This is a genomic window from Rhizobium sp. RSm-3, assembly GCF_001854685.1.
Taxonomy (GTDB): Bacteria; Pseudomonadota; Alphaproteobacteria; order Rhizobiales; family Rhizobiaceae; genus Rhizobium; species Rhizobium ecuadorense.
In genome coordinates this window covers 628,743-651,499 of sequence record NZ_MAWZ01000002.1, presented here as the reverse complement: position 1 = coordinate 651,499, position 22,757 = coordinate 628,743, and the positions used below count along the sequence as shown (strand labels likewise).

Annotated in this window: 21 protein-coding genes; 9 read left to right on the top strand and 12 right to left on the bottom strand. The window is 62.9% G+C overall.

What is annotated here, in order from left to right:
* Positions 1-43 precede the first annotated feature (43 nt).
* Positions 44-874 (bottom strand): IclR family transcriptional regulator, encoded by an 831-nt coding sequence (locus BBJ66_RS06255; protein WP_443217130.1) that lies wholly within the window; start codon positions 872-874, stop codon positions 44-46.
* Positions 875-946: 72 nt separating this feature from the next.
* Here BBJ66_RS06255 and BBJ66_RS06250 point away from each other — a divergent pair, with 72 nt between their 5' ends.
* The 5 genes from BBJ66_RS06250 (at position 947) to BBJ66_RS06230 (ending at position 5,014) form a co-directional block, all read left to right on the top strand.
* Positions 947-1,708, top strand: a complete 762-nt coding sequence (locus tag BBJ66_RS06250; protein WP_049735963.1) for an SDR family NAD(P)-dependent oxidoreductase — start codon at positions 947-949, stop codon at positions 1,706-1,708.
* Positions 1,708-2,622, top strand: a complete 915-nt coding sequence (locus BBJ66_RS06245) for a 2-dehydro-3-deoxygalactonokinase (protein ID WP_071085701.1) — start codon at positions 1,708-1,710, stop codon at positions 2,620-2,622. Before BBJ66_RS06250 ends, BBJ66_RS06245 begins: the two co-directional genes overlap by 1 nt.
* A 13-nt stretch (positions 2,623-2,635) precedes the next feature.
* Complete coding sequence (locus tag BBJ66_RS06240) at positions 2,636-3,268, top strand: 2-dehydro-3-deoxy-6-phosphogalactonate aldolase (RefSeq protein WP_071085699.1); 633 nt, start codon at positions 2,636-2,638, stop codon at positions 3,266-3,268.
* A gap of 4 nt (positions 3,269-3,272) precedes the next feature.
* Entirely contained in the window at positions 3,273-4,160 is an 888-nt protein-coding gene (locus tag BBJ66_RS06235; protein ID WP_071085697.1) for an SMP-30/gluconolactonase/LRE family protein, read from the top strand.
* A 245-nt stretch (positions 4,161-4,405) separates the two neighbouring features.
* Entirely contained in the window at positions 4,406-5,014 is a 609-nt protein-coding gene (locus BBJ66_RS06230) for a PRC-barrel domain-containing protein (protein ID WP_071085695.1), read from the top strand.
* A gap of 102 nt (positions 5,015-5,116) precedes the next feature.
* Here BBJ66_RS06230 and BBJ66_RS06225 read toward each other — a convergent pair whose 3' ends face one another.
* Together BBJ66_RS06225 and BBJ66_RS06220 are read right to left on the bottom strand one after the other, a co-directional pair.
* Positions 5,117-6,481, bottom strand: a complete 1,365-nt coding sequence (locus tag BBJ66_RS06225) for a putative bifunctional diguanylate cyclase/phosphodiesterase (protein ID WP_049735958.1) — start codon at positions 6,479-6,481, stop codon at positions 5,117-5,119.
* 185 nt (positions 6,482-6,666) lie between these two features.
* Positions 6,667-8,391, bottom strand: a complete 1,725-nt coding sequence (locus BBJ66_RS06220) for a response regulator (protein ID WP_071085693.1) — start codon at positions 8,389-8,391, stop codon at positions 6,667-6,669.
* Positions 8,392-8,575: 184 nt separating this feature from the next.
* On the opposite strand from BBJ66_RS06220, the gene mutL reads away from it, so the two are divergent.
* A complete protein-coding gene (gene mutL / locus BBJ66_RS06215) occupies positions 8,576-10,393 on the top strand; it encodes a DNA mismatch repair endonuclease MutL (RefSeq protein ID WP_071085691.1) in 1,818 nt (605 codons plus the stop codon).
* A 67-nt stretch (positions 10,394-10,460) separates the two neighbouring features.
* A complete protein-coding gene (locus BBJ66_RS06210) occupies positions 10,461-10,691 on the top strand; it encodes a DUF2093 domain-containing protein (protein WP_003588271.1) in 231 nt (76 codons plus the stop codon).
* A gap of 332 nt (positions 10,692-11,023) precedes the next feature.
* Here the strand turns inward: BBJ66_RS06210 and BBJ66_RS06205 are convergent, their stop codons facing one another.
* The 3 genes from BBJ66_RS06205 to BBJ66_RS06195 form a co-directional block, all read right to left on the bottom strand.
* Entirely contained in the window at positions 11,024-11,941 is a 918-nt protein-coding gene (locus BBJ66_RS06205) for a sugar ABC transporter substrate-binding protein (RefSeq protein ID WP_071085689.1), read from the bottom strand.
* A 78-nt stretch (positions 11,942-12,019) separates the two neighbouring features.
* Complete coding sequence (locus tag BBJ66_RS06200; protein WP_071085687.1) at positions 12,020-12,784, bottom strand: ATP-binding cassette domain-containing protein; 765 nt, start codon at positions 12,782-12,784, stop codon at positions 12,020-12,022.
* Positions 12,781-13,839 (bottom strand): ABC transporter permease, encoded by a 1,059-nt coding sequence (locus tag BBJ66_RS06195; RefSeq protein WP_184345316.1) that lies wholly within the window; start codon positions 13,837-13,839, stop codon positions 12,781-12,783. Before BBJ66_RS06195 ends, BBJ66_RS06200 begins: the two co-directional genes overlap by 4 nt.
* Before the next feature lie 99 nt (positions 13,840-13,938).
* Between BBJ66_RS06195 and BBJ66_RS06190 the strand changes: the two genes are divergently transcribed.
* A complete protein-coding gene (locus BBJ66_RS06190; RefSeq protein ID WP_071085683.1) occupies positions 13,939-14,823 on the top strand; it encodes a GntR family transcriptional regulator in 885 nt (294 codons plus the stop codon).
* Between the two features lie 24 nt (positions 14,824-14,847).
* Here the strand turns inward: BBJ66_RS06190 and lpxK are convergent, their stop codons facing one another.
* The 6 genes from lpxK to BBJ66_RS06160 form a co-directional block, all read right to left on the bottom strand.
* Entirely contained in the window at positions 14,848-15,921 is a 1,074-nt protein-coding gene (gene lpxK / locus BBJ66_RS06185; RefSeq protein ID WP_071085681.1) for a tetraacyldisaccharide 4'-kinase, read from the bottom strand.
* A gap of 103 nt (positions 15,922-16,024) precedes the next feature.
* On the bottom strand, positions 16,025-16,747 hold the full coding sequence (locus BBJ66_RS06180) for an HAD family hydrolase (RefSeq protein WP_071085679.1): 723 nt from the start codon (positions 16,745-16,747) through the stop codon (positions 16,025-16,027).
* A gap of 9 nt (positions 16,748-16,756) precedes the next feature.
* On the bottom strand, positions 16,757-18,076 hold the full coding sequence (gene waaA, locus BBJ66_RS06175) for a lipid IV(A) 3-deoxy-D-manno-octulosonic acid transferase (RefSeq protein ID WP_071085677.1): 1,320 nt from the start codon (positions 18,074-18,076) through the stop codon (positions 16,757-16,759).
* Between the two features lie 171 nt (positions 18,077-18,247).
* Positions 18,248-18,490 (bottom strand): DUF4170 domain-containing protein, encoded by a 243-nt coding sequence (locus BBJ66_RS06170; RefSeq protein WP_049735948.1) that lies wholly within the window; start codon positions 18,488-18,490, stop codon positions 18,248-18,250.
* Between the two features lie 61 nt (positions 18,491-18,551).
* Positions 18,552-19,361, bottom strand: coding sequence for a 3'(2'),5'-bisphosphate nucleotidase CysQ (locus BBJ66_RS06165; RefSeq protein WP_071085675.1), 810 nt, complete (start codon positions 19,359-19,361; stop codon positions 18,552-18,554).
* Between the two features lie 59 nt (positions 19,362-19,420).
* Positions 19,421-20,767 (bottom strand): TldD/PmbA family protein, encoded by a 1,347-nt coding sequence (locus tag BBJ66_RS06160; RefSeq protein ID WP_071085673.1) that lies wholly within the window; start codon positions 20,765-20,767, stop codon positions 19,421-19,423.
* Positions 20,768-20,886: 119 nt separating this feature from the next.
* On the opposite strand from BBJ66_RS06160, the gene BBJ66_RS06155 reads away from it, so the two are divergent.
* On the top strand, positions 20,887-22,701 hold the full coding sequence (locus BBJ66_RS06155; RefSeq protein WP_071085757.1) for a monovalent cation:proton antiporter-2 (CPA2) family protein: 1,815 nt from the start codon (positions 20,887-20,889) through the stop codon (positions 22,699-22,701).
* The last annotated feature ends 56 nt before the right edge of the window (positions 22,702-22,757 follow it).

The following is a 22,757-nucleotide window of genomic DNA, read 5'->3' as shown; positions in this document are numbered from 1 at the left end:
AATCTCAATATCGCCCTTATCATAAGCATGCTCCCTGATTGCATTAGCGGCGCGGGCCCAGCCGGATGCGCATGCCTTCCATGATCCTCCCAGCTGCCAGCTGAACTGGAACGGCCCATTGGCGTAGAAGTTCCATCGACAGACGATAGGCCGGGCCGGTAATCGAAATGCCACCAATAAAGGTCCGATCCTGCGACCAGACGGGGGCAGCGACGCAGCGGATGCCGGCTTCATGCTCCTCGCGGTCGAAGGCATAGCCCTGATCGGCGATCTCGCGGATTTCGGCAAGCAGCGATTCGCCCGAGGCATGGGTCGAGGCGGTAAAGCTGGTGAAGTTGATGCCGGCGAGGAGATCGGCGAGGAGATCAGGCGGAAGCAGCGAAAGGGCGGCCTTGCCGACGCCGGTGCAGTAACAGGGCGAGGCATTGCCGATCTGCGAATACATCCGCACCGGCTGACGGCCGTCGACCTTGTCGAGATAGATGATCGACTGGCCCCTCAAAACACCGAGATGCACCGTCTCGCCGGTCGCCTGCTGCAGCTCGGCGAGGTGCGGCTCGGCAATCAGGCGGAATTCGTTGCGCGCCCAGCTGCGCGCAGCAAAATCGAGCAGGCGCAGGCCCGGCGCATAACGGCCGTCGCCATCAAGCTCAAGCAGCCCTTCCTCCACCAGATGGCTCAACTGGCGATGCAATGTCCCGCGCGGCTGGCCGGCACGAGCCAGGATATCGGTGAAACGCAGCGGTGCCTCCGCATGGGTGACGAGATCGAGCAGAACCATCAGTTTGCCGAGCGTGCCGGTCTCGCGCGTCTGCGCCATGCTTTCGCTATTTGAAGTCATCGTCTCGTCCGCCCTTGACAGCAAGGTCAGCATAATTCGATAATTCCATATAGTCAAATTAAGTTCCATATAATGGAACAAATTGAATATCAAAGGGCGACTGCGATGTCGGCACAATTTCCGGAGTTCAGAGACCGAACCGTACTGGTAACCGGCGGCGGATCGGGCATCGGCGCTGCGATCGTCGAAGGCTTCGCGCGCCAGGGCGCCAAGGTCTCGTTCATCGACATCGCCGAGGCGGCCGGCCGCGCGCTTGCCGAGAGGCTGTCGCCGGAGACGGCGCATCCGGTCTCCTTCCACCATGCCGACCTGCGCGACATCGAGGCGATCCGGCGCACGGTCGATACCGTCGTTGCCAACTCCGGGCCGATCCGCGTGCTCGTCAACAATGCCGCCTGGGACGACCGCCATGAATTCGACGCGGTGACCGAGGCCTACTGGGACAACAACCAGGCGGTCAACCTGCGGCACGTCTTCTTCACCTCGCAGGCAGTGGCGCCATCGATGCGGGCGGCCGGCGGCGGGGCGATCATCAATATGTCGTCGATCGCTTTCAAGCTGAATATGGGCGGTTTTCCTGCCTATGCGGCGGCGAAGGCTGGAGTCGTCGGGCTGACCAAGAGCCTGGCCGGCCGGCTCGGGCCGGAGAATATCCGGGTCAACTGCATCCTGCCCGGCATGGTGCTCACCGAACGGCAAATGCAGCTGTGGCTGACCGAAGAGAGCATCGTGCGCTCGGTGGAGCAGCAATGCCTGAAGGTCGCCCTCAAGCCCGACGCGATCGTCGGTCCCTGCCTGTTTCTTGCATCTGACTGCGCGGCAGGAATGACCGCCCAGTCCCTGATTGTCGATGGAGGCATTTTGTAATGGCTAATCCCGCTTATGTCGCGGTGGACTGGGGCACCAGCAGCTTCCGGCTCTGGCTGATCGGCAGGGACGGCGGCATTCTTGCCGAACGCCGCAGCGGCGAAGGCATGACGAGTGCCGCAAAAACCGGTTTTTCCCAAGTGCTGTCAGGCCATCTCGCCGCTGTCGCGGCGCCGGAGAACCTGCCGGTGATCGTCTGCGGCATGGCCGGCGCCCGGCAGGGCTGGGTCGAGGCCGGTTATATCGACGTGCCGGCGCCGCTCACCTCGGTGCTGACGGCGGCGGTCTCCGTGCCGGGAGAAAGCCGCGACATCCGCATCCTGCCGGGCCTTGCCCAGCGGGATAAGGCGACACCCGATGTCATGCGCGGCGAGGAAACCCAGCTTCTCGGCGCGCTCGGCACCGCAAGCTCGGGCGCCCAGGCGGTCTGCATGCCCGGCACCCATTCGAAGTGGGTGCATGTGGGCGACGGCAAGGTCACCGGCTTTTCGACCTTCATGACCGGCGAACTCTTCGACGTCATCAGCAAACACACGATCCTGTCGCATGCCGTTGCCGGCGCCGAGGAGCAGCCTGCTGATGCAGCCGCCTTCGAGGCGGCGGTATCGGCCGCTTTCCAGCGCCCGGCCCTTGCCTCCAATCTGCTGTTTACCGCCCGCTCGGGCCAGCTCCTGCACGGGATCTCGGCCGCATCAGCGCAAGCCCGGCTTTCCGGCACGCTGATCGGCCTCGAAATCGCCGGCGCGCTGCAGGATGCCGCCAACTCAGGCATCACCCTGGTCGCCTCAGGGCGCCTGCAGGCGCTCTACGAACAGGCCTTCAAAACCCTCTCCCTGACCTTCACCGCCATCGATGCGGACGCCGCCGTGCGCCGCGGGCTTTCGGCCGCCGCCGAAGCCATCTGGCCGAATTGAGAAAGCCGACACGATGAACCGTATCCCCTTCCCCGACATGAAACGCCCGCTGATCGCCATCCTTCGCGGCATCCGGCCCGACGAGACCGAGAGCGTTGTCGGCGCCCTGATCGACAACGGCCTGACGGCGATCGAGATCCCGCTGAATTCGCCGGAACCGTTCAAATCGATCGAGATCGCCGCAAAGATGGCGCCGGCCGAGGTGCTGATCGGCGCCGGCACGGTGCTGACAGTCGAGGCGGTCGACAGCCTGCATGCGGCCGGCGGCACACTGCTCGTCACGCCGAATGTCGAACCCGAGGTAATCATCCGGGCGCGCCAATACGGCATGGTGACAATGCCCGGCGTCTTCACCCCGACCGAGGCGCTGGCGGCCGCGCGCGCCGGCGCCACCGGTCTCAAATTCTTTCCGGCGAGCGTGCTCGGGCCCTCCGGCATCACGGCGATCCGGGCGATCCTGCCGCCGGAACTGACGATTGCCGCCGTCGGCGGCGTGTCGGACAAGAATTTCGGCGATTATACCAAGGCCGGCATCTTCGCCTTCGGCCTCGGCACCAGCCTCTACAAGCCGGGAATGACCGCGGCAGAGGTTGCCGAGCGCGCCAAGGCGACCATTTACGCCTATGATGCAGCCATGGGAGCGTGAGCGTATGACCGATATCTACGAGTTCGAGGGCAAGACCCTTTGCAACACCAATTCCGTTCTCGGCGAAGGCCCGACCTATGATCCGGACAGCAACACCGTCTGGTGGTTCAACATCCTCGGCAAGGAGTTGCACGAGCTCAATCTTTCCAGCGGCGCGAAAAAGGTGCATCCGCTGCCCGCCATGGCGAGCGTGCTTGCCCGTATCGACGCCGGACGGCAGCTGATCGCAACGGAGGAAGGGCTTTTCGTTCGCGATGTGGCGAGCGGCAACCTCACCTTCTACGCCGCGCTCGAAAACGACAAGCCGGAAAACCGCTCCAATGACGGCCGCACACATCCTTCCGGTGCGCTGTGGATCGGGACGATGAGCAAGCGGGCGGAAAACCAGGCCGGCGCCATCTATCATGTCGCCAGCGGCAAGGTGACGAAGATCTTCAACGGCATCAGCATCCCGAATTCGATCTGCTTCTCGCCTGACGGCACGATCGGCTATTATACTGACTCCCGCCTCAACCGGCTGATGCGCGTCATGGTCGATCCGCAGACCGGCCTGCCCACAGGCGAGCCGATCGTGCTGGTCGACAGCGCCAACGAGCCCGGCGACATCGACGGCTCGGTGGTCGATGCCGATGGTTATATCTGGAATTCGCGCTGGGGCGCCGGCGTCGTCGACCGTTACAACCCGGACGGGCTGCGCATCTCGCGCTACAAGGTTCCCGCCGTCCAGCCCTCCTGCCCCGCCTTCATCGGCGTCAATGCCGACCGGCTGGCGGTGACAACAGCCTGGGAGGGCCTCGATGAGGATGCCCGTTCTGCGCAGCCCAGCGCCGGCGCGCTGCTGGAACTCGGCATCGACGTCAAAGGCGTGTTCGATCCGGTCTATGTAATCTGACCGGGTGATTTGGCCGGGTGATCTTACCTTGCCTGCCAGCGGCCATTAGAGGCGCTCCCGACCGGGGGCGCCCTTTCTCGTTCTGGTGGGGTTTGGCGATAAAAGTTCCGTGAAAATCGAGAAATTTTCCGTGTTTTCAACCGGAACCAATCGCCGCACCAGTCATTGTCCTTTCGAACCGGCGCGGCAATAACAGGAACATTGCCGGGTCAACGACCACTCTAGGACATGAAGGTAGGTTCGAAATGACACGCAAACTCTTGACGACCGTTGCCGCTGGCGCGCTGTTTGCCACGGCTTTCGCACCGGCGGCATTCTCGCAGACGGCGCCGCAGCCGGCGGATCCAGCCGCGCCGACACAGGCAGCTCCTGCCGATCCGGCAGCCCCGAAGCCGCCGGTCACCCCTGACGTCACCAAACCCGCAGGCGATGCCGCACAGGCTCCGGCTCCGGCACCGACGGCAGACACGGCACAGGCCGGCTATATCACCGAGCAGGCTCCGGACCAGATCAGCGCCAACACCTATATCGGCCAATCGGTCTATAACGGCAACAATGAAAGCATCGGCAGCGTCAACGACCTGATCATGAAGAAGGATGGCGGCCTGGTTGCTGCGATCGTCGGCGTCGGCGGCTTCCTCGGCATCGGCGAAAAGAACGTCGCCGTGCCGATGGACAAGATCACCGTCGCCCAGAATACCCAGGACCGCAGCTTCAAGCTGACGACCAGCGAAACGGCTGAATCGCTGAAGGCCGCACCTGAGTTCAAGACGCTGGCCATGCAGTCCGCCGAAAAGGCACCGGCTGCGACCGGCACCGATACCACGGCAACCGGCTCAACAACGCCTAAGTAGATTGGCGCCAACCAGGCTGGGGCCAAGCAAACCGCGCGCGCGGTAGTATAGCGTAGGCAATGGCGCTCCTAGGGGCGCCATCGCTTTATGCCGCGCCAAAGTTTAGGCGCTGACACGCTCCACCAAGCCCGGATCGTAGTAATTCTCGTGCAGGAAACGCAGTGTGGCGATGCCGTCGGCCGGGCGGCCGAAGTGATAGCCCTGGCCCATGCCGCAGCCGAGCGTGCGCAGTTTCACCGCCTCGGCATAATCCTCGATGCCCTCGGCCACGACTTCCAGCTCAAGGCCGTCGCACATGGTCAGGATCGCCTTGATGATGTGTTCGGAGGCGCGGTCGGAATTGATGCGGGAGACGAAGGCGCGGTCGATCTTGATCTTGTCGAAGATGAAGTCGCGCAGGCGCCCGAGGCTCGACTGGCCAGTGCCGAAATCATCGAGTGAAATGCGCACGCCGGCGGCGCGGAGGTCGGCGATGATGCGGTGGGCGGTATCGGCCGAACTCATCACCGCCGTCTCGGTAATTTCAAGCTCCAGGCGATGCGGATCGAAGCCGACGCGGCCGAGGATAGACAGCACGCTGCCGCTCGTGCCCGGGTCCATCAGCTGGGCCGAGGAGAGATTGAAGGACAGAAAGAGTTCGCGCGGCCAGGAGAGCGCTGCTTCCGCCGCCTTGCGCAGCAGCGCTTCCGACAGCGCATCGATGAAGCCGCGCTCTTCGGCGAGCGGCACGAAGACGCCTGGAGAGACGAAGCCCAGATCGGGATCGTTCCAGCGGGCAAGCGCCTCGAAGCCGACGACCTGATTGTTGGAGAGCGAGACGATCGGCTGGAAATGCACGTCGATCGCGTCCGATATGATGGCGTTTCTGAGCGCCTGCTCCAGCTGCGTCGCGCGCTTCATTTCCTGGGCGATCTCGCGCGAATAGACGGTAATCTGGCCGCGGCCGCGGCGCTTGGAACGGTAGAGCGCGGTTTCGGCGCTCTTCAGCAGTTCCTCGCAATCTTCTCCGGCGAAGGGGTAGATGGCAAAACCGAGGGAGGCAGAGAGACGGACATTACGGTCGCCGAGATCATAGGGGGCCGACAGCACTTCGCGGATCATCTGGCCGAATTTCTCGGCACTCGCCCGCTCGAAAATCAACGGCAGCACGAAGGCGAATTCATCGCCGTCATGGCGGGTGACCATTGCGCCATCGGGAATGCAGGCTCTGAGGCGATGAGCGACCTGGCAAAGAATTTCGTCGCCGGCGGCCGAGCCGAAGAGATCGTTGATCGGCTTGAAACTGTCGAGATTGGCGATGCCGATGGTGAAAGGGGCCGGATCGCTGGCGCGCTCGGAAGAGATCTGCAGGACTTTCTCCCGCATGCGATTGCGGTTACCCAATCCGGTCAGCGGATCGGTATAGGCCATTGCCTGAAGCTCATTCTGACCGACGGTCGAGAAAGCCATATCCGCCGATTTCATCATCCACCCGAGCTTTCCCGCGCCATGCAAAGAATGACCGGCATGTCTTAACAATTTGATAGTAAATCAGCTGGCATTGACGCTGAACCACCCCAGAATCGAGGAGTTGACGGCTGGTCCGGCTAAGGTCTTTGGTTTTCAGGCATGTCGTTCACCCGGAACCGCTGCACACCTCCTGATGACATGCATCAGCCGCGCGCCCGCATCACCTCTTCGATCAGATGCCTCTGGAAGACGGCCTCGAGCATATCCGGACTGACGGGTTTCATGATGACGTCGTCCATGCCTGCTTTGACGCATTCGGCGTGGTCTCGTTCGAAGGCCTGGGTGAGCACGCCGATAATCGGGGTGCGGCTTCCGCCGCCGGTTTCCTCCATCTGCCGGATGAGGCGGGCGGCCTCGAAGCCGTTGAAGCCCGGCAGCGAAATATCCATCAGCACGATCTGCGGCCGGTGCTCGGCCCAGAGGCGCACGGCCTCGTCGCCGGTCGCCGCGATCATATGGCGATAACCGAGACCCTCGAGGATCTGCGAAAAAACGATCTGGTTGATGTCATTGTCTTCGGCAACGAGAACCTGCAGGCCGACGACGTCGTCGGAAATGCTGATTTCCCAATCCGTATCCGCGCCAGTGCCGCTGTTGCGGCTGTTGCGGTTGAAGTGGCGGGCGATCTGGAAGGTGAGCTCGTTGGCAATCTGGAAACCGTCCATCACCAGCGCCGGGATGCCGTATTGCTCTGACAGTTCGAGGCAGCGCATGCCCATCTGGTTGTCGATGATCAAGAGATCGAGCGAGATGCCGGAGGAAGTGGCAATTTCCAGGAACCGCTCCTCCTCGTCCTCACCGCGGACCGAGCAGGATTCGAAACCGTATTTCGACAGCGTCCGCAGCGCGGCGGTCTCGGCGGCGAGGTCGGCGGTGACGACGAGGACCTTGCGGCCGGAGAAATTCTCCGGAACGATCGCTTCCATCGCCGCCGGCTCGCGGCGCTCGACGGCGCTCGGCACCGGCACATAGGCGCGGCGATAGCTTTGATTGCTTGAGGTGGTGATCGCAGATGCCCGGCCGAACTCGTCGAGATCGGCGCCGTCACGCGGCAGGTCCTGCATGGTCGACACCAGGAAATAGCGGCCCGGCTTGCCGATGCGGTGCTTGCGGCTGACGATGTCGCGCTCGATGCCGTCGCGGGAGATCTGCCGCTGGCGGGAGACGGACATCTCGCCGGTCTCCAGCACGTGACGGTCGCTCTCTTCGAAGCGCTTGGCGATCTCTTCGGAAAAGAGATCGCCGCTCTTGCGGCCGAGCACCTCGTCGGCAGTCGTCTGATATTTCTCGCAGAAGGCAAGGTTGACCGCGACATAGGTGAGGTTGCGGTCCTTGACGAAGAGCGGGAAAGGCAGATTGTCGAGAATGTCCTCGGTGAGCTGCACCCGCTCCAGATCCGAGCGCCATTGCTCTTCGCGCTTCTTGTCCTCGGAAATATCGGAAATGATGGTGACGCCGTAACCGCCGGGCAGCCTGCGTTTAACGAAACGGACCCAGCTGTCGGCGCCATGACGCTCGACGGCTTCGAAGCGCTCGCGCCAATGCGAGGCGATTTTCTGCGACAGCCAGTCCTCGCGGCTCAGCGAGCCGCGCTGCTTCACGTCATATTGCTGGCGAATGCCAGTGTCGTAGACCGCGCCGAGGAAATCGCGAAGCCGCGTGCCGGGTTTCAGCATCTCCAGGGGCAGCGGGAAGAATTCCAGCGTCTGGCGGCTGGCGAAGATCAGGTGATCGTTCTTGTCATAGATGATGAAAGCCGCCGCAAGGCTGTCGCACACCACATCGAAAAGCGCCGCCTGCAGATCGGCCCCGGCGGAAATCCCGTCGGCTTCCGATGATGGGTCCGCCTTTTCGAAGCCGGCACTCATGCAATTGCGTCCCACATCTGTTCGATTTCGAAAACTTCCGGAGGTATATGAATAGAAATGCCATTTTTATGTTAAAACCGGCTTAACATTACCTGTCCCCGAATTTGGCGGAGGCCGGAACTACGCTTTGGGAAAGTACATCGAAAGCCCTTCCCTCCGCCCCACGAATCCTCGAAAATAGCCCATGGCCATCAGACAGCTTTCCGAAACGCTCATCAACCAGATCGCCGCCGGCGAAGTCATCGAACGGCCGGCGAGCGCTGCCAAGGAACTGATCGAAAACGCGCTCGATGCGAGTGCCACGCGCATCGAGATCGCCACATCGGGCGGCGGCAAGGCGCTGCTGCGGGTCAGCGACAACGGCTCGGGCATGGACGCGGCCGATCTGGAGCTGGCGGTCCGGCGTCACTGCACCTCGAAACTATCGGACACGCTCGATAATATCCGCACGCTCGGCTTCCGCGGCGAGGCGCTGCCCTCGATCGGCTCGGTCGCCAGGCTCAGTATCGCCAGCCGCAGGCGCGACAGCGCCGGCGGCCACGAGATCGCCGTCAACGCCGGCAAGATCGCGCATTTGCGCCCGGCCGCCGCCAATCCCGGCACGATCGTCGAAGTGCGCGACCTGTTCTTCGCCACACCCGCCCGGCTGAAATTTTTGAAGACCGAGAAAGCCGAGGCAGGCGCCATTACCGAGATCGTCAAACGCATGGCGATCGCCTTTCCCGCCGTGCGCTTCGTGCTGTCGGGCTCGGACCGCACGACGCTGGAATTTCCGGCGACCGGCGACGATCATCTGGCGCGCATGGCGCAGGTGCTCGGCAAGGACTTCCGCGACAACGCCATCGCGCTCGACGCCGTGCGCGAGGAGATTTCGCTCACCGGCTTTGCCGGCGTGCCGACCTTCAACCGCGGCAACTCCGCCCACCAATATGCCTTCGTCAATGGCCGGCCGGTGCAGGACAAGCTGATCCTGTCGGCCATCCGCGGCGCCTATGCCGAGACGATTCCCTCCGGGCGCTATCCGGTGGCGGTGCTGTCGATCAGCCTCGATCCGGCACTCGTCGACGTCAACGTGCATCCGGCCAAATCGGACGTTCGGTTCCGCGACCCCGGCCTGGTGCGCGGCCTGATCGTCGGCGCCGTCCGCGAGGCCTTGTCGCGCGACGGCAGCCGGGCGGCAACGACCGGGGCGAGCGACATGCTGCGCGCCTTCCGTCCCGGTTTTCAGCCGTACGCGCAGCGGCCGCAGACGGCATGGTCGGCCGAGACCTCGCCCTCCCGGCCCTACCAGCCGGCAAGCGGTCTCGGTGAACGGCCGCAGGCCTCTTTCGACGGGCTGTCGATGCCGACGGCGCGCGCCGAGCCGCAGTTTTCGCCGCAGCCGGCAGCATCCGACACCACCTTTCCCGAAACAACCGGGCGCTATCCGCTCGGCGCGGCGCGGGCGCAGATTCACGCAAACTATATCGTCGCCCAGACCGAGGACGGGCTCGTCATCGTCGACCAGCATGCCGCGCATGAGCGGCTGGTCTTCGAGGCGATGCGCAAGGCGCTGCATTCGAAGCGGCTGGCCTCGCAGGTGCTGCTCATCCCGGAGATCGTCGACATTCCGGAAGAGGATTGCGACCGGCTGATGCAGCATGCGGGCGAGCTTTCCGAGCTTGGCCTGGCGATCGAACGTTTCGGCCCCGGGGCGATCGCCGTGCGTGAGACACCGGCCATGCTCGGCGAGGTCGATGCACATGGCCTGATCCGCCAGCTTGCCGACGAGATCGCCGAATGGGACACGGCGTCCGGCCTGTCGGCCAAGCTCGAATATGTGGCGGCGACCATGGCCTGCCACGGATCGGTGCGCTCCGGCCGGCGGCTGCGGCCGGAGGAAATGAACGCGCTGCTCAGGGAAATGGAAGTGACGCCCGGCTCCGGCCAGTGCAATCACGGCCGGCCGACCTATATCGAATTGAAGCTCAGCGATATCGAGCGGCTTTTCGGCAGAAGCTAAAAAAGCTGGAAAAGCCGCCTTTGCCGGAGTATGGCAAACGGATGAGAGGCTGCAGGGAACGGAGCGCATGAATTTGTTCGAAGGGCACGGAAACCGCGAGGCGAAGATCCGGTATCTCGATGGCGATTTCCAGATTCTCTCGCCCGGCTCCTATGTCGTCTGCGCGATGACGGGAAAACAGATCCCGCTCGACGAGCTGCGCTACTGGAGCGTCGCGCGCCAGGAACCCTATGCCGACGTGATCTCGGCCATCGAAGCCGATAAACGCGCCGGCGTGCTGCCGAACCAGCGGCGTTAGAAGGGAGCCGCCCTTTACCGGCGCGCTCAAGACGCTCTATCACCTTCAAACCGTGCAGTTTTGAGGACGGAACAGACATCGCAAACGCTGCGGCGGAGGCGAGTGCAAGGAGAGTCCGGGGGCCAAGCAGGATGGTTCTCCGGTCTGCGGCGCCGACTTGTTGCAGCGAGAATATCCACTCCGGTCGCCCGACGACCGGAAGGCATCGGCTCATCCGCCGCGCCTTCCGTATCGACTGGCCAATAGAGCTCCGGGCCGCAGAGTTCCACGATATCAATCCGATAACGAGGTGAGACTGCTTCGCGCCTTTGACGCTCCACAGGGGCGACGGTTCACTTGAAGGTTGCCATATTGTCGGGCGTTACGAGCGCCGCGCCGGAGTCGATCAACGACCCGACCTTTTCGCCGCGAATCGATTTCACCAGGGCATCCACACCGAGCTCAGCCATTTTGGTTGGGAACTGTGCTACCGATGCGTCCTCGACTCCACTCTTCAGCGCTTCCTCTTCGCCACAGCAGAAGTCGAAACCGACCAGCACAATCTTGTCATTGGCAATGCCGGCATTCTTGATTGCGCGCGCTGCGCCGGCAGCGGGCGGGCCGCAAGCGGCATAGATGGCCTTAAGGTCTGGGTTCTTAATGAGCAGATCCTCGGCGACATTAATGCCGAGTTCCTCGGTGCAATTTGTCGCGCCTTTTCCGACGATCTTGACGTCAAGGCCGTTCAGCCCTTCCATCATCCCCTTCACACGGTCATCAAGCGCCGGCACGCCGGGCACGCCCTCGAGAATCCCGAGCGTGTCGCCGGCTTTGAGAACCGTTTTGAGATATTCGCCCGCGATTTTGCCCGCGGCGAAATTGTTGGTCGTGGCAAGCGCCGTCCTGCCGTTCCAGTCCGGGATATTGTTATCCATCAACACGACCTTGATGCCGGCGGCAACCGCCTTGTCCAGGGCAGTGGATACGGTGGGATCGACGGGGGTAAGGGCGATGCCCTGCACGCCTCGCGTCACCATGGACTCGATCTGCGCAATCTGGCCCTCGATGTCGGTCGCGGAGGTACCCTGCCCGTAAATGATCTCGACGCCGGGATTTCTCTTCGCATAATCTTTCGCGGCGTTCTCCATGGTTGCGAAGAACGGTACAGGGAATTTGGTTATGAAGCCGAGCTTGACCGGCTCCTGCGCCAAGGACGGTACTACAGCGACGGCCAGGATCCCAAGAGCTCCCAGCAGGAAATGCCGTTTCATGATACACCTCCCATGTTTTGACCGCTCTCCTCTAGAGCGATCTCGTTGTTCGCTGCCCCAACGAAGCAGCGATCTCCCTCAAGCCCCGGCGCCGACAATCATCGCGACAAGGTCCTGCTTGTTCGCTTCCGTTGGCTTCAATTCACCGACCTTGCGACCTTGGCGCAGCACAACCGCCCGATCGGCGATCTCGACGACATGTTCCATATTGTGCGTGATCAAGATCACCGCATTGCCGGCGGCCTTGAGCTGATTGATCAGATCAAGAACCTGGCGGGCCTCGCGAAGGCCGAGGGCCGCCGTTGGTTCGTCAAGGAGCACGAGCTTGCGCGCAAAGACGATGGCGCGCGCGACCGCGATCGCCTGGCGCTGCCCCCCGGACATCAGTGCAACCGGCGCGTCGAATCTCGGCAGCTTGACCTTCAGGCGATCGATGACGCTTGCCGCGTCGCGCCTCATCATGCCCGTGTTGAGGAAGCGGAGCGGACGCGGCAGCCAGGACGGAAAGGAGATCTCTCGGCCGCAATAGAAATTCTGGACGGGAGTCAGGTTGTCGAAAAGCGCCAGGTCCTGATAGACCGTTTCAATACCGGCGCGGCGGGCCGCCGCGGTTGAATTGAGCCAAACAGGAGCACCGTCGACGAGAATTTCTCCTTCGTCGAGACTGTGAAGCCCACTGATGCATTTGACGAGCGTCGATTTGCCGGCGCCGTTGTCACCCAAAAGAGCGGTTACTTCACCTGCATAGGCATCGAAGCTTACATTTTTCAAGGCATGAATCGCCCCGAAGCGCTTCTGCGCGTTGCGTACCGAAAGTGCCGGTGTCGTGGATCCAGCGCTCATTGCACTCTCGCCGTTTGAAGCACGCGCGCGCGCGCCTCGAGATGGTTGCGAAGCACATCGGCCTCTACGGCAATGACGATGACGAGCCCAATCGCGATCATTTGAAAGAACACGTCGACGCCGAGCAGGTTTAGGGCGTTGCGGATAACACCGATCAGAACGGCGCCGATCAGTGCATGGCCGAGATGGCCCCGTCCGCCAAGGAAGCTGGCGCCACCGATAATCACCGCAGCAATGGTGTCGAGCTCGAGGAGATTGCCGTAGATTGGCGAGGCAGCGGCAGTCCGTCCTGCAAGCAGCACCGCGCCGACACCTGCACAAAAGCCGCAGATGATGTAGGTCGCGAGCAGAACGCCATTGACCGGGATACCCATGCTTCTGGCGGCATTCGGCGAGCCGCCGACAGCATAGATCCATCGGCCAAAGACCATCGACTTCGTCAGGATCAGAAAAAGAAGCGCGAATATGGCGACGACAAAGAAGGAGTTGGGCACACCAAGCGTCGTACCGCCGCCGATCACGGCAACCGCATCGGGCATCCCGCGCATGGTGGTGTGGCCGGGCGCCAATGAAAGTGCCAGGCCGCGGCAGATGCTCAAGGTCGCAACTGTGATAATGAAGGGGTGCGGCAGCCGGCCATAGACAAAGACCACGCCGTTTACCGCCCCGACAACAGCACCTGCAAGCAGCATGGCCACGATGACGACGATCGAGGAATCAATTTGATGGTAGACGAGTCCGCCGATGACCGTCGCCAGCGCCAGGTTCGAGCCGACAGACAGATCGATCCCGCGCGTCAGGATGACGAGCTGCTGCCCCATCGCCACAACAGCAATCCCTGCAGTCTGCGCCAGGATGTTCCCCAGGTTGACGGGCTTTAGAAAGGCCGGCGTGATCAAACTGACGACGGCGATGAGCAGAACGAGGATCAAGAGTGGGCCCAGGCTCAATAGCTTCAGCCCCAATGAGATGCCAGATTGTCTCGGATGGAAGGTTGCATCTTGCGGACCACCAGGCCGGGACGAATTTTGAGGCAGAATCCCCGAATCTTCCAAATTCCCCTAGCCTCCCCAGTTTTTTATACATAAGAAACATATGATACACGTACGTTAACTTGTTTTTTATAGATAGATAATCATACCAGAGGTTGCTTCATGAGAACGGATACGACCTTCAAGCGGGCCTTCAACGATATGATCGATCTTCTTCGGACGCTCGATCTTGGAGCGGAACTGCCCTCCGAAAACGCGCTGCGCGCCCAGCTTGGCGTGAGCAGAACGACGGTGCGGAAGGTGCTGGCGAGCATGTCCGCCCGTGGGGTCATCGTATCTGAAGTGCACAGGCGGATCATCCGTGAGCACCCGCAGCAGATAGAGCGCTATCCGAAGGAAGAGACCTTAGCCATTTCGGAACAGGTTGAGACGAGCTTCATGGAGTGGATGCTGCGCGACAATGCCTGTCCCGGCACTGAGATCAATGAGGCGGAACTCGCAAGGAAATTCGGGGTCGCCACAACGATCGTGCGTGAGTTTCTCAATCGATTTCAGAAATATGGGCTGATCGAGAAACGCCAGAATGCAGGCTGGGTTTTCAAAGGTTTCACCGCGAATTTCGCGCTCGAACTGTTCGAGATCAGGGAAATGTTCGAAATGCGCTCCGCGCGATTGTTCGCGAGCCTGCCCGACGGCTCGCCCATCTGGAAGCAGGTCCGTGCCATGCGGGCGGCACATTTGGAGCTGCTCGCGGATATCGACGCCCGTTTTCAGGATTTCTCGGAGCTCGACAGCCGATTCCATCGGCTCATTGCCGCGGTCGCGCCAAACCGCTTTATCGAAAGCTTCCAGGACGTGATAGCCATCATCTTCCACTATCACTATCAGTGGAACAAGCGCGATGAGCGGACGCGCAATGAGGTCGCCATCAGGGAGCATCTCGCCCTGATCGACGCCCTGGAAAGCCGCAATCTCGCCTCGATCGATCAGGCTTGCCGCGCGCATCTGACCTCCGCCCGCGAAACGTTACTCCGCTCGATCGCGTGACGTCACCGCGTTTCGCAGCACTCGTTACAGCGGTTCAGCCTTGCGTGGAATGGCTTTATCGCCGGTCTTCATCTCCCGCAAACGCCGCTCGCGGCAGGCGACGATCGCCCGGTCGATGATCAGGCTCGGGGCCAGGTGATCCTCGAAGACCATGTCGACCTCGATCACCCGGCACTTTTCGGCGAGCTGTGCCGCCTTGCCGGGATGGCCGGAGAGGCGGACGAAATCCTTGGATGTCGTGACGATCAGCAGGCCCTGACGCTCGGCGGTCGTCAGGAGGTCGTCGATCTCCTCCTCGGTCAGATGCTCGTGGTCGCCGAAGCTCCTGGCGACGGCGATTTCGGCGCCGCGCGATTCGACCGTGCGGAAGAATTTGGCGGGATCGGCGATGCCGGCGAAGGCGAGCACCTTCATGCCGGCAAGCGTGTTGTCGCCGCGCACTTTCAGCGATGCGGTGAAATAGGGCTTTGCGGCGCGCGCCGCCATGCGGACGATCCTGTCGGCGGCATTGCCGCCGCCGACCTTCAACAGCGCCGTCGCCGAACGCAGCTGCTGGCGGATCGGCGCGCGGATCGGGCCGCCCGGCACGATATGGCCGTTGCCGAGGCCGCGGGTCGCGTCGATGACCAGCAAGGCATAGTCGATCGCCAGCCGGGCGCTCTGGAAACCGTCGTCCATGATGATGAGATCGGCGCCCTCCGCCACGAGACGCTGCGCCCCGTCGACGCGCCGGCGGGAAATCACCGTCAGCGCCTCCTGGGCAAGCAGCAGCGGCTCATCGCCGACGGCGACCGCCCGGTGATGATCGCGGTCGACCACCGTCGTCACATCGAGCGAGCCGCCGTAACCCCGGCTGAGAAAGCCCGGTTTCAGCCCTTTCGCCTTGGCGGCGCGGGCGATCGTCAGCGCCGTCGGCGTCTTGCCGGCGCCGCCGACGGTGAAATTGCCGATGCAGATGACCGGAATGGCAACGGAGGCGCGGCGCGCATGGGCCATGCGGTAGCCGGCGATACGACCGTAGAGAAAGGAAACCGGCGCCAGCAGCCAGGCCCGCCAATCGGCTTTCCTCCACCAGAACGGCGGCGCTTCGGATATCATCTTGCCGTTCCGCTCCCCTGCCCGCCTTGCGGCAGCCAGCCCCTTGCTTTTCGACCGGCCGGATTGAGAGGCCAAAATCAATGAAAATGCAAGCCCTTACCCCTCAGGCGGGCTGCAGATCCGGCAGCAGCGTCTCGATGGCGGTGATATCGTCGAGCACATGATCGGCGGCCGCGGCAAGCGAATCGCGCGAACCGGTGCCGGTCAGCACCGCGATCCTCAGTCCGGTGCCGGCATTCAGCCCCATGTGCAGATCGTGATTGTTGTCGCCGACCATCGCCACTTCCGCAGGCAAAAGACCGGTCGCGGCGCAGAAGCCGAGCACCATGCCCGGCTCCGGCTTGACGCCGAAACCGCTGTCGTAACCGGCGATATAATCGACATAGCCGGCGAAGCCGAAACGTTCCGCCGTCTGGCGGATCGACCGTTCATTGTCGCTGGAGGCGACACCGAGCTTGAAGCCGCGCTGATGCAGCCTGGCGAAGAAGCCGGCGAGGTCGGTCACCGGCACGGAAAATTCGGCAGCGTTGGAAAACAGCTCGTCGAGGCGTACCGTCAGTTCGCCGACATCGACCATCGAGCCCGCGGCAACCAGACCCTCGGCAATCTGTCGGGTATTGCCGGCGGCCAGCAGGCTGTCGGGAACGATATGGCCGGTCAAAGGATCCATGCCGCAGGCAGACAGCAGCCGGTCGGCGAGAAGCGGGTCCCCTTCAGCGGCGATGCGGGCAAGCTCACGGTTTACCGGTAGCCAGCTCTCGTCATAGTCGAGCAGCGTGCCGTCCTTGTCGAAGAGAATGCCTTTGATATGGGATGCTGCCGCCATGCTCTATCCTCAGACCTGGGCCACGGCCTTGGGCAGCAGCCGCGCCTTCACCGTCAGCGGATTAATATAGGGTTCCAGCCCCTTGACGGTCGCGGTCAGCGCGCCGCGCATCTCGTGCACGGCGGTGATACCGGCCTCGATCATGTTGCGGCGGGCTTCGTCGTTGATCAAAAGGTAATGCACGCCCTTGGCCAGCATTTCGGTATCTCGCACCATGCGGGCGCTGCCGCTGCGGGCAAGCTTCTGATAGGCGTCGCGGAAATTCTGCACATGGCCGCCGGAGAGAACGGCGCAGCCGAGCATGGCGGGCTCCAGCGGGTTCTGGCCGCCTTCGGCAAAGAGCGAGCGGCCGACGAAGGCGATTTCCGTCAGTCTCAAATAGAGGCCCATTTCGCCGATCGTATCGCCGAGGAAAATATCGACATCGGCCGACAAGACATCGTCGCGGGTGCGGCGGGCGACCTTCAGCCCCAGCTTGACCAGCGCCGCCTCGATCTCGTCGCAGCGCTCCGGGTGACGCGGCACGATGATCGTCAGCTGACGATCGCGCTCCCTCAGCGCCCGATGGACGATGGCAGCGGCATTCTCCTCGCCGTCGAAGGTCGAGATCGCCGCCCAGGTCTTGCGGTCGCCGATCTGCTTCTTGTAGCGGGCAAGGACAGCGCTGTCATAGGGCGGCGCGTCGGTATCGACCTTCAGATTTCCCGAGGTGATGACAGGAACGGCGCCGAGATCGCGGAAACGTTCGGCATCGATATCCGACTGGGCGATGACGAGGGCGAAATTCTCGAACAAGGCTTCGGCGATGGCCGGGCGGCGGCGCCAGCGGGCAAAGGAACGGTCCGACATGCGGGCATTGATCAGGATCTGCGGAATGCGGCGGCGGCCAAGCTCCAGTACCGTTGCCGGCCAGATTTCGGATTCGGCGATGATGGCGCAATCGGGCTGCCAGTAATCGAGGAAGCGGCTGACCGAGGGCTTCAGGTCGAGCGGCACATATTGGTGGATCGCGTCCTGACCGAGCCGCTCGGCGGCGAGCCTGGCGGAGGTGATGGTGCCTGTGGTCAAAATGACATGGATGTCGCGGCGGCGGATTTCGCGGATCAGCGGGATGACGGCATTGGTTTCACCGACGCTTGCGGCATGGAACCAGACGAGCGGGCCCTGCGGCCGGTTGGCGCTCGGATAGCCGAAGCGTTCCAGCCGGCGCGCCCGGTCTTCCTTGCCCTTGGCCGTGCGGTAGGTGATATAGAGGCCGACGACAGGAGAGGCCACGGTTCCCGCCAGACGGTATGCGCTCAGACCGAAGCGCGCCATCCGGGAGCTCATCGCGCCAGTCTCCGATCCAAGATCGATATCAAACCCATTCCCCCATTATCGTTGCGGCCGCAATGACCGATCAATTTGTTCAGAATGCGTCAAACGATCCGGATCGACCGGCGCCCGATGCACGAAAGGCCGCCCGCCGAGCGGTCGATCGGCCGACGGCACCTGCCAGGGTCAGTTGCCCTTGGCCTGCGGATCGAGCAAACGATGCATGTGGACGATGAAGTAGCGCATATGCGCATTGTCGACCGTCTGCTGCGCCTTCGACTTCCAAGCCGACAGCGCCGTGGCATAATCCGGGAAAATGCCGACAATATCGAGACCCTTCAGATCGCGGAACTGGACCTCATCGAGGCTTTCCAGTTCGCCGCCAAAAACGAGATGCAAAAGCTGCTTCTTGTCACCGGAGTCAGTCATTTTTTGTTCTCTTTCTGCTATTCTCCTCCGCCACCCCATCTGCGGGATTTTGACGGAAACGTCAACTGTCTCGTCGTCCCGCAAAGGCCGCGAGAAACTCCCCGATGCGGGGCGTCGGTGCTGCGCAGAGGACGTTGTGGGTCACGTCGGCGCTGTTGTAGACGACCGGCCTGCCTTCGAGATCGACGAGCCCCCCGCCGGCGCGGCTAAGGATCAGATCGGCGGCGGCCAGATCCCAATCATGCGAATTGCTCTTGACGAAGGTGCCTTCAAGGCGACCGTCCGCCACCATGGCGATGCGATAGGCAAGCGAGGGAATGTGTTTCTGGCGGCTGACCCGGTCGCGAAATTCCGGTGGAAAGGTCTTCAACAGGTCCTCGCCGATCGCCAGGCGGCTCGTCTCCTCCGGTCCGGCGGCGGAGACGGTGAAGGGCACGCCATTCTTCGTCGCCAAGCCACCGTCGACCGCCTCATAGAGTTCCTCGAGCGCCGGCGCATAGAGCACGCCGGCGACCGGCCGACCGCGATGAACGACCGCGACGCTGACGCACCAGACCTTCTGCCCGCCGAGAAAGGCGCGCGTGCCGTCAATCGGGTCGACGATGAACAGCGTCTCATGCGACAGGCGTCCGGCATCATCGTCGGTTTCTTCAGACAGCCAGCCATAATCCGGCCGGGCCTTGCGCAGAATGGTCTCGAGCGTCTTGTTGGCGGCGAAATCGGCGGCGCTGACGGGGGAGCGGTCGCCGTTTTTCCACCAGACCTCGGGAGACTGGTTGAAGAAGCCGAACGCGACCGCCCCAGCCTCTTTCGCAGCATCGGCGATCAGCGTGAGATCGTTCTGCCAAAGGGCCTTTTCCCTATCGCTCATTCCGTCAAATCCGTTTCCTGCCGTCCGTTTCTCACTGACCGTTTCGTACTGGCCGTTTCTTATTGGCCTGCCAGCGTCATGCCTTCGATGGCGAAGGTCGGGGCCGCGACGCCGAACTTGCGGTCGATGTCGTTGGCCGGCGTCAGGCGCATGAACATCTCCTTGAGGTTCGAGGCGATCGTCACCTCGGAGACCGGGAAGGTCAGTTCGCCGTTCTCGACCCAAAAGCCGGTGGCGCCACGGCTGTATTCGCCGGTGATCATGTTGACGCCGTGGCCGATCAATTCGGTGACGTAAAAGCCGTCGCCGACGCTACGGATCAGTTCCTCGGGCGTGATGTCGCCGGGTTCGAGCGCAAGATTGGTGGAGGACGGCGAGACGGCGGTGCCGCCGCGCACGCCGCGGCCGTTGGTCTGAAGACCGAGTTCGCGCCCGGTCGAGGTCGACAGGAACCAGTGCTTGAGGACACCGTCCTCGATCATCACCAGCCGCTCGCCCGATACGCCCTCGCCGTCGAAGGGGCGCGAGGAGGGGCCGCGCACGACCAGCGGATCGTCGGTGATCGACAGGCCCGATTTCAGCACCTGCTGACCCATCCTGTCGCGCAGGAAACTCGACTTGCGGGCGACGGCGGCGCCATTGATCGCGCCGGCGATATGGCCGACGAAGCCGCGGGCGACGCGCGGGTCGAAGATGACGGTGACGTCCTTGCCGGTCGGCACCTGGCGCGGATTGATGCGCTTGACCACCCGTTCGCCGGCGCGGCGGCCGATCTCGGCAGGATCGTCGAGTTCGGCATAATAGAGCCGGCTGTCGTAGTCATAATCGCGCTCCATGCCGGTGCCTTCGCCAGCGATGACGCTGACGGAATGGCCGAAGCGCGAGGCCATGTAGCTGCCTTCGAAACCGTGCGAGGTGGCGAGAACCAGGCCGCCCATGCCGGCCGAGGCGCCGGCGCCGGAGGAATTGGTGACACCCTTGACCGCAAGGGCCGCGGCCTCGGCGGCAAGCCCCGCCTCGCGCAGCATCTCGGAGGAAACCTCGGTGGTATCGAGCAATTGCAGTTCGGGATAGGACTTCGAAAGGCTTGCCTCATCCGCGAGGCAGGCGAAGGGGTCTTCCGGCGAGACTTTGGCCATGGCGACCGCACGTTCGGCAAGCGCCTGCAGATCGAAGCCCGGATTGGCCGAAACGCTGGCGACGCGCTTGCCGATGAAGACGCGCAGCGAAAAATCGTCGCTTTCGGAGGATTCCGTGCCCTCGACCTTGCCGAGGCGAACGCTGACCGATTGCGAGCGCGACCGGACGACGACGGCATCGGCGGCATCGGCCCCCGCCTTCCTGGCCAGATCGATCAATTGACTTGCGCGGGAAAGAAGTGTCGAGGAATCGATTTCTGAGGACATGATTTGGCCTTTCCTTCGGCTTCCATTTATTGTGCACTCTCCCAAGCATCAAGGCCGCCGCCGCCGATTCTTTGTCGGGGCTGCCGGCCTGTTCCCCGCCGTCGAAAGAATTCGCCCTGATGTCCGCGCCCAATGCCTTTTTTTCCGAAACGATCCTGCTGCTCGGCGGAGCAGTGGTCGCCGCGCCGATCTTCAAGAAGCTCGGGCTCGGCACGGTGCTCGGCTATCTCGCAGCCGGCATCGTCATCGGTCCCGTCTTCCACGGCATCACCGACGGCGAACAGATCCTTGCCGTCGCCGAACTCGGCGTCGTCTTCCTGCTCTTCATCATCGGGTTGGAGCTGAAACCCAGCCGCCTGTGGCAGATGCGCCGTGACATTTTCGGCCTCGGCACGGCGCAGGTGGTGGTGACCGGGCTGGCGCTGACCGCACTCGCCTGGTTTTCTGAAGTGCTCGACTGGCGCGGCAGCATCGTCGCCGGCTTTGGCCTGGCGCTGTCTTCGACGGCCTTCGCCATGCAGATCCTCGAGGGCGACGGCGACGTCAACACCAGATACGGACAGCGCTCCTTCTCGATGCTTTTGTTCCAGGATCTGGCGATCGTGCCGCTCTTGGCGCTGATCACCGTGCTCGACGGCGGCGGCAAGAGCAGCCACGCGCCGCTTGCCGATTTCGCGGTCGCCGTCGGCGCGGTCGCGGCGATGGTCGTCATGGGGCGTTACCTGCTGACGCCGCTCTTCCAGGTGATCGCTAGGACCGGCGCGCGCGAGGCGATGATCGCCGCTGCCCTCTTCGTCGTCATGGGATCGGCGAGCCTGATGCAGCTTGCCGGGCTTTCGATGGCGATGGGCGCCTTCCTCTCCGGGGTGATGCTCGCCGAATCCTCCTACCGGCACGAGCTGGAGGCCGATATCGAGCCCTTCCGCGGCGTGCTGCTCGCCATCTTCTTCATCGCCGTCGGCCTGTCGCTGCAGCTTGACGTGCTTGCCGACAACGCCCTCTTCGTCATCGTCGCGGTGCCGATCATCATGGCGGTCAAGGCGATCGTCATCTACGGGCTCTGCCGGATCTCCGGCTCTCCGCACGATGATGCGATCCGCATTGCCTTCCTGCTGCCGCAGGGCGGCGAATTCGGCTTCGTGCTGTTTACCGCCGCGGCAACCGTCGGGCTGATGGCGGCGAGCACGGCATCGCTGCTGGTGGCGATCGTCACGCTGTCCATGGCGCTGACGCCGATCGGCGCGGCACTTTCGAAGCGGCTGTTGCGTGGCGACGAACATGAGGAGTTGGACGAGGACTTCGAAGGCGCCGGCGCCGATGTTCTGATGGTGGGCTTCTCGCGTTTCGGCCAGATCGCCGCCCAGATCCTGCTTGCCGGCGGGCGCAGCGTCACCGTCATCGATTTTTCGGCGGACCGCATCCGCCAGGCCTCCGCCTTCGGCTTCCGCATCTATTTCGGCGATGGCGCCCGCAAGGACGTGCTGCGCTCGGCCGGCATCGACCGGACAAAGATCGTGCTCGTCTGCACGCAGAAGAAGGAGATCACCGACAAGGTGGTCGAACTGGTGCAGGCGGACTATCCGCACACAAGGCTCTACGTTCGCTCCTACGACCGCATCCACTCGATCGAGCTGCGCAACAAGGGCGTCGATTACGAACTGCGCGAAACGCTGGAATCCGGGCTGCTCTTCGGGCGGCGGACGCTGGAGGCGCTCGGCGTTTCCGAAGTCGACGCCTATGAGATCGGCGAGGATATCCGCAAGCGCGACGAAGCGCGTCTGGTGCTGCAAGTGTCCGAAGGGCTGCAAGCCGGCCGCGACATGCTGTTTTCCCATCCCGTCCGCCCCGAACCGCTGGTCAAGCCGAAACGCGCCGCCGATCCCTTCGAAGACGATCCGCTGGCGGGCACCGTGGATGCGACGGCGGAGGCCTGATCGCCGCTGGGCCGGCTTGTTAATTTGACGCATTGAATATGAACCCGGCGGCGTTT